The 11139-nt window shown below is 73.1% G+C and carries 8 protein-coding genes and 1 pseudogene; 6 read left to right on the top strand and 3 right to left on the bottom strand.

What is annotated here, in order from left to right; translation table 11 throughout:
• On the bottom strand, window positions 1-4565 hold a 4565-nt coding region (locus CR470_RS30440; protein WP_097870708.1), incomplete at its 3' end, for an Lhr family ATP-dependent helicase.
• Between the two features lie 102 nt (window positions 4566-4667).
• Between CR470_RS30440 and CR470_RS30435 the strand changes: the two genes are divergently transcribed.
• From CR470_RS30435 to CR470_RS30425, 3 genes are all read left to right on the top strand, one after another.
• Complete coding sequence (locus CR470_RS30435; RefSeq protein ID WP_097870707.1) at window positions 4668-5516, top strand: AraC family transcriptional regulator; 849 nt, start codon at window positions 4668-4670, stop codon at window positions 5514-5516.
• Window positions 5517-5654: 138 nt separating this feature from the next.
• Complete coding sequence (locus CR470_RS30430; RefSeq protein ID WP_097870706.1) at window positions 5655-6506, top strand: AzlC family ABC transporter permease; 852 nt, start codon at window positions 5655-5657, stop codon at window positions 6504-6506.
• Window positions 6503-6808, top strand: a complete 306-nt coding sequence (locus tag CR470_RS30425) for an AzlD domain-containing protein (protein ID WP_097870705.1) — start codon at window positions 6503-6505, stop codon at window positions 6806-6808. The genes CR470_RS30430 and CR470_RS30425 overlap by 4 nt, the downstream gene beginning before the upstream one ends.
• 87 nt (window positions 6809-6895) lie before the next feature.
• Here CR470_RS30425 and CR470_RS30420 read toward each other — a convergent pair whose 3' ends face one another.
• The gene (locus CR470_RS30420; protein ID WP_097870704.1) at window positions 6896-7810 is read right to left on the bottom strand and encodes a hypothetical protein; all 915 of its coding nucleotides are present in this window, start codon (window positions 7808-7810) and stop codon (window positions 6896-6898) included.
• A gap of 79 nt (window positions 7811-7889) precedes the next feature.
• Here CR470_RS30420 and CR470_RS30415 point away from each other — a divergent pair, with 79 nt between their 5' ends.
• Together CR470_RS30415 and CR470_RS30410 are read left to right on the top strand one after the other, a co-directional pair.
• On the top strand, window positions 7890-8084 hold the full coding sequence (locus tag CR470_RS30415) for a DUF3046 domain-containing protein (RefSeq protein WP_097870703.1): 195 nt from the start codon (window positions 7890-7892) through the stop codon (window positions 8082-8084).
• A gap of 293 nt (window positions 8085-8377) precedes the next feature.
• Window positions 8378-9544, top strand: coding sequence for an AI-2E family transporter (locus CR470_RS30410; RefSeq protein ID WP_097870702.1), 1167 nt, complete (start codon window positions 8378-8380; stop codon window positions 9542-9544).
• 55 nt (window positions 9545-9599) lie between these two features.
• On the opposite strand, the gene CR470_RS30405 is transcribed toward CR470_RS30410, so the two are convergent.
• On the bottom strand, window positions 9600-10484 hold the full coding sequence (locus CR470_RS30405) for an SDR family oxidoreductase (RefSeq protein ID WP_097870701.1): 885 nt from the start codon (window positions 10482-10484) through the stop codon (window positions 9600-9602).
• A 353-nt stretch (window positions 10485-10837) separates the two neighbouring features.
• Here CR470_RS30405 and CR470_RS30400 point away from each other — a divergent pair.
• Window positions 10838-11139: pseudogene (locus CR470_RS30400) on the top strand (ATPase domain-containing protein); the annotation flags it as partial.

Genomic DNA, 11139 nt, shown 5'->3' with positions numbered 1-11139 from the left:
GTGCCCAGGGCGCCGCCGCGGGCCGAGGCGGCCAGGGCCCCGGCCGCCGCCCGCAGGGCCGGGGCCTCGGGGTCGGACGGCCAGGCCAGGAGGGTCTTCCCGCCCCGTTCCATGTAGAGCGTCAGCTCGCCGTCGACGAGGACCACCAGCGCCCCCGCCTTGCGGCCCGGCTTGTGTCCGGCGCCGTCCGGGGACTCGGGCCACGGCAGGGCCGCGCCGTACGCGTTGGCCGGGTCGGCCGCGGCGAGCACCAGAGCCTGGGGTTCGGTGCCCGGATCCCGCCGGTCGCGGGCCGTGGAGGCCGCCCGCAGGCGGTCCACCGCGCCGTCCATCGCGAACTGGGCGGCCCCGAGCCCCTCGACCACATAGCCGCGCCGCGCCTGCCCGTTGTCCTCGAAGGCGGCCAGGATGCGGTACGTCGCGGAGAAGCCGCCCTCCACCCCTTCGGCCTGCACCGCGCCGCGGGTCACCACGCCGTGCCGGTCGAGGAGGGTCCGGGCCAGGGCGTGGGCGCGGTGGGTCGGCTCCGGTTCGACCGGGGGCAGCAGGGACCAGCGGCCCGATACGGTCGGCGGGCCGGTCCGGGACGCGGGGCGGGCGGCGGCGGTGAGCGAGCCGTAGCGCCCGCGCGGGACGCTGCGCCGGGAGCGGTGGGCGGTGGAGCCCGCCGTCCGCCCCGACCCCAGGAGCGAACGCAGCGGGGCCAGGGTGTCGTTGGTGAGCCGCCCTGACCAGGCCAGGTCCCACAGGGCGTCGGCCAGCTGCTGGTCCGTGCAGTCCGGGTGAGTGGTGGCCCGGACCTGATCGGCGATCTGGCGGAAGAAGAGGCCGTACCCGCCGGAGAGCGTGGTGAGCGCGGACTCGTGGAGTGCCGACAGCTCCAGCGGGTGCGGAGGAGGCAGGAGGAGTGGCGCGCTGTCGGCGAGGTAGAGGGAGACCCAGCCGTCCTTACCGGGCAGCGCTCCTGCCCCGGCCCAGACGACCTCCCCCGTGGTCGTCAGCTCGTCGAGCATCGCCGGGGCGTAGCCCATGACCCGGCTCGGCAGGATCAGCTTCTCCAGCGCCGACGCGGGAACGGGCGCGCCCTGAAGCTGCTCGACGGCGCGGGCCAGCCCGTCGATGCCCCGCAGGCCGCTGGAGCCGAAGTGCTGCCACTGGGGGAGGAAGGAGGCGAGGGCCGCGGGCGGCACCGGCTCCAGCTCCTGGCGGAGCGCCGCCAGCGAACGGCGGCGCAGTCGGCGCAGCACCGTGGCGTCGCACCACTCCTGGCCGATGCCCGCCGGATGGAATTCACCCTGGACGGTCCTGCCGGAGGCCGACAGCCGTTGCAGCGCGCCGTCGGTGACGGCGGTGCCGAGCCCGAAACGCTCGGCGGCCCTGGCGGCGGTGAACGGGCCGTGCGTCCGTGCGAAACGGGCGAGGAGGTCGCCGAGCGGGTCCTTCACCGGCTCGGTGAACGCCTCGGGAACGCCGACCGGGAGCGCGGTGCCCAGGGCGTCGCGGAGCCGTCCCGCGTCCTCGATCGCCGCCCAGTGATCGGCTCCGGCGATCCGGATCTGGATCGCCCGGCGGGCCGACGCCAGCTCCGGCGCCCAGGACGGCTCGGCGCCCCGCTCGGCGAGCTCGGCGCCGGTGAGCGGACCGAGCACGCGGAGCAGGTCGGCGACCCCCTCGACGTCCTTGATCCGCCGGTCCTCGGTGAGCCACTGCAGCTCCCGCTCCAGCTCGGTGAGGACCTCCGGGTCGAGCAGCTCGCGCAGCTCCGCCCGGCCCAGCAGCTCGGCGAGGAGGTGGGAGTCCAGGGAGAGGGCGGCGGCGCGCCGTTCGGCGAGCGGTGAGTCGCCCTCGTACAGGAACTGGGCTACATAACCGAAGAGGAGCGAGCGGGCGAAGGGCGAGGGCTCCTGGGTGGTCACCTCGACCAGCCGGACCCGGCGCGCCTCCAGGTCGCCCATCAGTTCCGTGAGCCCGGGGACGTCGAACACGTCCTGGAGGCATTCGCGCACGGCCTCCAGGACGATCGGGAACGAGCCGAACTCCGAGGCGACCTGGAGCAGCTGGGAGGCCCGCTGGCGCTGCTGCCAGAGCGGGGTGCGCTTGCCGGGGGAGCGCCGGGGCAGCAGCAGGGCGCGCGCGGCGCACTCCCGGAACCGGGCGGCGAACAGGGCCGATCCGCCCACCTGGTCGGTGACGATCTGCTGGACCTCGCCCGGGTCGAAGACGACGTCGGCGGCCGCCACCGGCGGCTGGTCGCTGTCGTACGCCACGGCTCCGGGCGCCGGTCCGCCCTCCCCGGCGTCCGGGGCGTCGAAGTCGAGCAGGTCCAGGCCCATCATGTCCGCGTCGGGCAGCCGCAGCACGATCCCGTCGTCGGCGTGCATGACCTGGGCGTCCATCCCGTAGCGCTCACCGAGGCGGGCGGACAGGGCGAGAGCCCAGGGGGCGTGCACCTGGGCACCGAAGGGGGAGTGCACGACGACCCGCCAGTCGCCCAGCTCGTCCCGGAACCGCTCGACCAGGATCGTCCGGTCGTCCGGGACGTGGCCGCAGGCCCGGCGCTGCTCGTCCAGATAGGCCAGGATGTTGTCCGCCGCCCAGGCGTCGAGCCCGGCGGCCAGCAGGCGCAGCCGGGCGTCCTCGTCGGAGAGCCCGCCGATCTCACGGAGGAACGCTCCCAGGGCACGCCCGAGCTCCAGGGGGCGGCCCAGCTGGTCGCCCTTCCAGAACGGCAGCCGGCCGGGAACGCCCGGGGCGGGCGAGACGAGGACCCGGTCCCGGGTGATGTCCTCGATCCGCCAGGACGTGGTGCCCAGGGTGAAGACGTCGCCGACCCGGGACTCGTAGACCATCTCCTCGTCCAGCTCGCCGACCCGTCCGCCGCCCTTCTTCGGGTCGGCCCCGGCGAGGAAGACCCCGAAGAGTCCCCGGTCGGGAATGGTGCCGCCCGAGGTGACAGCGAGCCGCTGCGCGCCGGGGCGGCCCGTGACCGTGCCCCCGACGCGGTCCCACACGACCCGGGGACGCAGCTCCGCGAAGGCGTCGGAGGGATAGCGTCCGGCGAGCATGTCGAGGACGGCGGTGAACGCCGACTCGGGAAGCGAGGCGAACGGGGCGGCCCGCCGGACCAGGGACAGCAGGTCGTCGGCCTGCCAGCTGTCCAGGGCCACCATGGCGACCAGCTGCTGCGCCAGGACGTCCAGCGGATTGGACGGGATGCGCAGCGCCTCGATGGCTCCTTGGCGCATCCGCTCGGTGACGACGGCGGCCTGCACCAGATCGCCGCGGTACTTCGGGAAGACCACCCCGGTGGAGACCGCGCCCACCTGGTGTCCGGCCCGGCCCACCCGCTGGAGGCCGGAGGCGACGGAGGGCGGGGACTCCACCTGGATCACCAGGTCGACCGCGCCCATGTCGATGCCCAGCTCCAGGCTGGAGGTGGCCACCACGGCGGGGAGCCGGCCCGCCTTGAGGTCCTCCTCGACCTGGGCCCGCTGCTCCTTGGAGACCGAGCCGTGGTGGGCGCGGGCCAGCAGGGCCGGTGCGCCCCTGCCCGCGCCGGACTGGGCCATGATCTCGGCGGGGGCGTGCGCCTCCGGGAGGTCGGGGGCCGGGTTGTCGGGGTCGAACGCGGTGCCGGTCGCCCGCTCGTAAGCGATCTCGTTCAGCCGGTTGCACAGCCGCTCCGCCAGCCGTCGGGAGTTGGCGAAGACGATGGTGGAGCGGTGCGACTGCACGAGATCGGCGATGCGCTCCTCGACATGCGGCCAGATCGAGGGCTTGTCCGCCTGGCCGGAGTCGCCGTCCGTGGCGGGGGAGCCGCCCAGCTCGCCCAGATCCTCGACCGGGACGACGACCGAGAGGTCGAACTCCTTGGTGGACCGGGGCTGGACGATCTCCACCTTGCGCTGGGGCGACAGGAAGCGGGCCACCTCGTCGACCGGCCGGACCGTCGCGGACAGGCCGATGCGCCGGGCGGGACGGGGCAGCAACTCGTCGAGACGCTCCAGGGACAGGGCGAGATGGGCGCCGCGCTTCGTCCCGGCGACCGCGTGCACCTCGTCGAGGATCACCGTCTCGACGCCGGCCAGCGCCTCCCGGGCGGAGGACGTCAGCATCAGGAACAGCGACTCGGGTGTGGTGATCAGGATGTCCGGCGGCCTGGTCACCATGGAGCGCCGCTCGGCGGGCGGGGTGTCGCCGGACCGGATGCCGACCCGCACCTCCGGCTCCGGCAGGCCCAGGCGCACCGACTCCTGGCGGATGCCGGTCAGCGGCGAGCGGAGATTGCGCTCGACGTCGACCGCGAGGGCCTTGAGCGGGGACACGTACAGCACGCGGCAGCGCTTCTTCGCGTCGGCGGGCGGCGGCTCGGCCGCCAGCCGGTCCAGCGAGGCGAGGAACGCGGCCAGTGTCTTGCCGGAACCGGTCGGCGCGACGACCAGGACGTCGCTGCCCTCGCCGATGGCCCGCCAGGCGCCCTCCTGCGCGGCGGTGGGCGCGCTGAAAGCCCCGGCGAACCAGCTGCGGGTCGCGGGCGAGAACGCGTCGAGCGCGGATCCGGTCATGCTCCCCATCGTGCACCCCGGCACTGACAACGGGCCGGTGACACCGCCCGCGGTGGCCCGCTCAGCCGGTGGCGCACGACCGGGACCTGCGAGAATGGCCCCATGACGGGAGCGGACGGCACGGAGGAATGGGCCCGGCACTGGCAGTACGCCGCGCTGCCCGACCTCGATCTGCTGCGGGCCCGGTACGTCCGGCACACCTTCCCCCGGCACAGCCACGAGGGCTACGTCTTCGGTGCGGTCACCGGCGGGGTGGAGGACGTGGGGCTGCCGGGCGGCACGGTCCACGCGGTCCCCGGAACCGTCGTCATGATCAACCCGGAGGTGCCGCACACCGCCCGCTCCGGGGCGCCCGAGGGCTGGGCGTACGCCACGCTCTACCCGTCGGCCCAGGTCGTCAACGACATCGCGGCCGAGGTGACCTCCCTGCGCGGCACGGTCGGCTTCGCCGAGACCCGGGTGACCGACCCCCACGCCTCCCGCCTGATCACCGAGGTGCACCGGGCGGCGGAGGAGGGCAACGCGCTGGCGGCCGACAGCCTGCTGCGGGTGTTGGTCACCCGGCTCCTCAGTCGGCACGGCAGCCCGTTGCCCGGACCGGCCACGCACGCCGGGAGTGCGCGGAACGCCGTGCGCGCCCGCGCGGCGCTGGAGGAGCGCATGGCCGCCCCGCCCACGTTGGAGAGGCTCGCCGCCGAGCTGGGCACCGGGCCGTTCGCGTTGCTGAGAGCCTTCAAGAAGGAGTACGGGATGCCGCCCCACACGTGGCTCACCGATGCCCGGGTGCGCAGGGCCCGACGCATGCTCGACGCCGGTGTCGCGCCCGCCGAGGCCGCGACCGCCGTCGGCTTCACGGACCAGCCGCACCTCAATCGCCACTTCACCCGGATCGTGGGTGTGCCGCCCGGCGCCTACCAGCGCGAGCGCGGCGTGTCGCGGCCCGGCCGGTGAGGGTTCGGGGTCGTGCCGGCGAGGACGCGAGAACGTACCGGTGGTGGTGCACCCCCCCCAGCGGGTGGGCAGAACGTACCGGCGAGCGTGCAAGAACGTACAAGACCCGGACCGAACGATCCCCGTAGCGTTCCGGGCGTGGCAGAACAGACAGCACCCCCAGAGCGCACCGGCCCGGCCGGTGCCATATCCGCCGGCCCGCCCGGCCCGGCGGCCGAGGCCCGACCGGACAAGCCGGACGCGGCCGTCGTCCGGGACGCGCTCGGCGTCGGCATCGCGGTCGGGCTCTCCGGCTTCGCCTTCGGCGTCACCTCCGCCGGCTCCGGCCTCAGCCTGCTGCAGACCTGTGTCCTGAGTCTTCTCGTCTTCACCGGCGCCTCGCAGTTCGCCCTGGTCGGCGCGCTGGCCGCGGGCGGCAACCCCTACACCGCCGCGGCCGGGGCGTTCTTCCTGGGCGTCCGGAACGCGTTCTACGGTCTGCGGCTCTCCCAGCTGCTCGCCCTTCCCCGTGCGGTGCGGCCCTTCGCCGCCCACTGGGTCATCGACGAGACGACCGCGGTCACCCTGCCACAGCCCACCCGGCGGGCCGCGCGCATCGGCTTCACGGTCACCGGACTCACCCTGTACGTGCTGTGGAACCTCACCACCCTGGTGGGTGCCCTGGGCGCCGAGGCGCTGGGCGACACCGACGCGTGGGGCCTGGACGCGGCCAGCCCCGCGGTGTTCCTCGCGCTGCTCGCGCCGATGCTCAAGAGCACCACCGAACGCGTCACGGCGGGGTTGGCCGTCCTGCTGGCCCTGACACTGCTGCCCGTTCTGCCGGCGGGTGTTCCCGTCCTGCTGTCGGCGCTCGCGGCGCCCGTCGTCCTCTTCCTCATGGGACGGACGAAGCGGGGACAGGACGCCCCGGACGGTTCGGAAGCCCCGGGCGGTTCTGATGCCCCGGACGGTTCGGGGACCCGGCGGAAGAAGGGCGAGCGGCACTCATGAACGTCTGGATCGCCATCGGACTGACCGTGGTGGGCTGCTATCTCGCCAAACTCCTGGGCCTGCTGGTGCCCGCGGGCGTGCTGGAGCGACCGCTCGTCCAGCGGATGGCCGCCCTGCTGCCCGTGGCGCTGCTGGCGGCGCTGACCGCGCAGCAGACCTTCGGCGACGGCCAGCAGCTCGTCCTCGACGCCCGTGCCGCCGGCCTCGGAGCGGCCGCACTCGCCCTGGTCCTCCGTGCTCCCTTTTTGGTCGTCGTCGGCGCGGGCGTTCTGGTCACGGCGGGCGTACGCGCGCTGGCCTGAGCGGGGCGAGCGCCCGGGAGGCGGGGAGAGGAGGCACTCGCCCCGCCTCGCCGGACGTCCCGCCCGCCCTCCCCGCCGGAGATGTGGTCAGCCGAGCGGACGACCGTACGAGCGGAGCGTTTCCAAGGCTCTGAGCGTCACCAGGGGGCGCCCTTCCAGCGCGGTCCCCGGGGCCCACTGACGCCAGGTCACGGGCCATCCGCCGTCGTCCTGCTGCTCGGCGGCCAGGTGGTCGAGGGAGCGCTCCAGCTCCTCGTCCGTGAACCAGCGGCGGGCCAGGGACCCCGGCGTACGGGCGTAGTCGTGCGGGAAGTGGTGTTCGCCCGGCGCGTAGCCCGCCGCCACCGGGTACTCCGCCCGTCGGGAGGGATCGAGCACCGCGAGGCGCTGTTCGCGCACCAGACGGCCGAGCCGGTCGGCCGCCGCCTCGGCGCGGGCCCGGTCGGGGGCGCCGTCCAGGAAGGCGACCGCGGCCTCGACCTCATAGGGATGGGACTGCTCCAGAGCCTCGACGGCACTCCAGCAGAAGTCCGTCGCCCGGAACAGCCAGGCGTGCCACACCTGATTGCCGTGCAGCAGCCCGACGACCGGGCCGGTCGCGAGCAGCTCCGCCGGTGGGTTGTCCACGATCGGGATGAACGGTGCCGCGGGATAACCGCGCTGCGTGGGAAGCAGAGCGGGCAAGGCACCTTCTTTGGTCGACACATCGGTCAGATAGCGGCAGATCCGTTCCACGCGCTGCCCGTCGCAGCGGTTGATCGAATCAAGAACGCTCAGCGCGTGGGCGGTGTGCAGCGGCTGGCTGACCGGACCCCGGAGATCGGGTTCCAGCGCGTGACCGTAGCCGCCGTCCTCGTTCAGATAGGCGGAGAGGGCCGTTTCGACGGCGTCGGGATCTCCGCCCAGGAAGCCATGGGCGAACCTCCGCTGTTCGAGGACACGGGCCGTGAGCCAGATGAACTGCTCGGCTCGGGCGAGGGTGCTTGCTCCGGTTCCAGCCATGGACCGACCGTAGAGGGGAAAGGTGCCCGGCAGGTGCCCGGCGGACCGGCTGCACTCTCAGGAGCGGGATACTGGTGGCATGCGGTTGACGATTTTCTGGGAGCGGATGGCCTCCCACTTCGGTGCGGCGTACGCGGACTCCTTCGCCCGTGACCATGTGATGGCCGAACTCGGCGGCCGCACGGTGCACCAGGCCCTGGACGCGGGCTGGGACGCCAAGGACGTCTGGCGCGGGGTCTGCACGGCCATGGACGTCCCGGCGGACAAGCGCTGAACTCCGTGGCTGCCCCGGCGGACAAGTTCTGGGGGCCACGCACGTTCCGGCGGACGAGCGCTGAACTCCGTGCACGGCCGGTGGACACGGGCTGAACGCGGCTGACCCCGTTCCGGGCGGGAACGCCAACCCGGAACGGTCGACTCGGGGCGGGGGACCGGTGGCCGGTGGCATAGGCCAGACTTGTCCCCGTGTCATCGACAGACGAGACCGCCCCTGCCCAGCCGTCCGCACCCCCGCCCGCCCCGCCGACCGCACCACCCGCGCCGCCCTCCGGCGCCGGTGGGGTCCGCATGCCCGGCTGGCTGCCGCGTGCGATGGCGCTGGCCCTGGCGCTCTACGCCTGCTTCCTGCTCGGCAGTTGGGCGTTCGACCAGCTCATCGGGCTGCTGACGAACGTGCTGATCGCGTTCTTCCTGGCGCTCGCCATCGAACCCGCGGTCAGCCGGATGGCGGAGCGCGGCATGCGCCGCGGGCTGGCCACGTTCCTCGTCTTCCTCGGCCTGATGATCTTCGGCGTCGGATTCGTGGTGCTGCTGGGATCGATGCTCGCGGGCCAGATCGTCGACATGGTCGACGAGTTCCCCAAGTACATCGACTCGGTGATCAACTGGGTCAACCAGACCTTCCGCACCGAGCTCTCCCGGGTCGAGGTCCAGGACAGCCTGCTGCATTCCGACTGGCTGCAGAAGTACGTCCAGAACAGCGCCACCGGAGTGCTCGACGTCTCCACGACGGTCCTCGGCGGGCTGTTCCGGGTATTGACGATCTTCCTGTTCTCCTTCTACTTCGCGGCCGACGGCCCCCGCCTCCGGCGCGCCCTGTGCTCCGTCCTGCCACCGGCCCGGCAGACCGAGGTGCTGCGCGCCTGGGAGATCGCGGTCGACAAGACCGGCGGATACATCTACTCGCGCGGTCTGATGGCGTTGATCTCCGGCGTCGCGCACTACGTCCTGCTGGTGATCCTCGGGGTGCCCTACGCCCCGGCACTCGCCGTCTGGGTCGGACTCGTCTCGCAGTTCATCCCCACCATCGGCACGTATCTCGCGGGCGCCCTGCCCATGCTGATCGCCTTCACGGTCGACCCCTGGTACGCGCTGTGGGTGCTCGGGTTCGTCGTGATCTACCAACAGTTCGAGAACTACGTGCTCCAGCCCAAGCTGACCGCGAAGACCGTCGACATCCACCCGGCGGTCGCCTTCGGATCGGTCATCGCCGGCACGGCGCTGCTCGGCGCGGTCGGCGCGCTGGTCGCCATCCCCGCGATCGCCACGCTCCAGGCGTTCCTCGGCGCCTATGTGAAGCGGTACGACGTCACCGACGACCCACGCGTGCACGGGGGGAGCAGCCGCGCGCCCAGGAGGCCGTTGCCGTCACGGATCCGCCGTCTGGTGAGCGGCCCGCGGGCCGCCGGACGCGGAGACGCGGAGGACACGCCGGACGGGCCGTCTCTGCGGTAGCGACCGGTCACGGCGGGCGGCCCCGGTGGTAGCGGCGGGTCGCGGCGGGGTGGTCTCAGCGGTAGCCCGTCACATCGGCCGGCAGGCCCGGGTCCTGGACCTCGGTCAGATACCGCCAGGCATCGGGCCGGCTTCCGTCCGCGTCCGTGAAGCCGTACACCTGGGCGAGCTGCCCGCTGGAGAGTGACCTGCCGTTCCAGCGGGCCACCTCGGGGTCGCCGGCGAGGGCGGAGACAGCTCGGCCGACGTACGCGGGGGACTCGGAGATCGCGAAGTGGGGCGCGTGCGCGACGGCGTCCCGCCAGGTGGTCTCGGTCACCCCGTGGGCCTGGAGCATGGCCTCGGACCGGAGCCAGCCCGGGGTGAGCGCCACGGCCGTGGCGTGGTGCGGCGCGAGTTCGTGGCCGAGGGCGAAGGCCATCCGGTTCACCGCGGCCTTGGCCAGGTCGTAGAAGAACGAGACGCGGTAGTGGGACGCGTTGTACTCGTCCGTCCCGTCGGTCATCTCGACGACCAGACCGCCCGGTGTCTCGATCAGCAGCGGCAGCGCGAAGTGACTGGTGATGGCGTGGGTGTCGACGGCCAGCCGCAGGGTGTGCAGCCCGGTGTCGAGCGACGACTCCCACACCGGCTTGTCCCACTCGATCTCGGCGCCCCAGATGTCGTTCACCAGAATGTGCAGGGCACCCTGCTCGCTCGCGATCCGGGCCACGAGCGCCCTGACCCGGTCGGGAACCAGGTGGTCGACCTGGACGGCGATGCCCCGTCCGCCCGCCGCGTCGACCAGGGCCGCGGTCTCCTCGATCGTTTCGGGCCGGTCCATCTCGGAGCGCTCGGACCCGCTCGTCCGGCCGGTCACGTAGACGGTCGCCCCGGCGGCGCCGAGCTGGACGGCGATCCCTCTCCCGGCCCCCCGGGTGCCTCCGGCGACGAGTGCCACGCGGCCGGCCAGATCGGATCCGGGGGCCCGCCCTCCGTCAGGCGCCCCGGGCCCCGTAATCGCTCTCATATTGATGGAATATAGGGCGAAGTGCCCAGGTGTGCAGCCTCGGCCGTATGCGGCGACAGGCCGATGAGAGGCCTGCGGCGTTCGGTCGAGCGGCAGCCGCGGGGTCCGCGTGGTGCGCTTGACACGGAAATCGAACATCCATTCTGATGGGATTCCGGCCGGGTTTTCCCGGGCCCGGCCACGGAGTTGTCCACAGGCCGGGAGGACGCCGAGGCCCATTGTCAGTGGCAGGGGTTAGCGTCTGAGACGTGAAGCGATCGACTCAAGCAAATCGGGTGGAACCCATGGCAGGTAACGACCGCGAGAAGGCGCTGGACGCCGCACTCGCACAGATTGAACGGCAATTCGGCAAGGGTGCGGTGATGCGCCTGGGCGAGCGGCCGAACGAGCCCATCGAGGTGATCCCCACCGGGTCGACCGCCCTGGACGTGGCGCTCGGTGTGGGCGGTCTGCCGCGCGGCCGTGTGGTGGAGGTGTACGGGCCGGAGTCCTCCGGCAAGACGACGCTGACGCTGCACGCGGTGGCGAACGCGCAGAAGCTCGGCGGTTCGGTGGCGTTCATCGACGCCGAGCACGCGCTGGACCC

Origin of the sequence: Streptomyces sp. rh34 (assembly GCF_002551245.1) — a bacterium.
In the GTDB taxonomy this organism is placed as follows: Bacteria; Actinomycetota; Actinomycetes; order Streptomycetales; family Streptomycetaceae; genus Streptomyces.
Note: the sequence above shows the minus strand (reverse complement) of the source record. Positions and strands in the feature narration are given on the sequence as shown.

What these genes read in the sequence shown, in the direction of transcription:
- CR470_RS30435 (WP_097870707.1), top strand. Translation starts at nt 4,668, where the DNA reads ATGACGGGAGCGGACGGCACGGAGGAATGGGCCCGGCACTGGCAGTAC.
- CR470_RS30425 (WP_097870705.1), top strand. Translation starts at nt 6,503, where the DNA reads ATGAACGTCTGGATCGCCATCGGACTGACCGTGGTGGGCTGCTATCTC.
- CR470_RS30420 (WP_097870704.1), bottom strand. Translation starts at nt 7,810, where the DNA reads ATGGCTGGAACCGGAGCAAGCACCCTCGCCCGAGCCGAGCAGTTCATC.
- CR470_RS30415 (WP_097870703.1), top strand. Translation starts at nt 7,890, where the DNA reads ATGCGGTTGACGATTTTCTGGGAGCGGATGGCCTCCCACTTCGGTGCG.
- CR470_RS30410 (WP_097870702.1), top strand. Translation starts at nt 8,378, where the DNA reads ATGCCCGGCTGGCTGCCGCGTGCGATGGCGCTGGCCCTGGCGCTCTAC.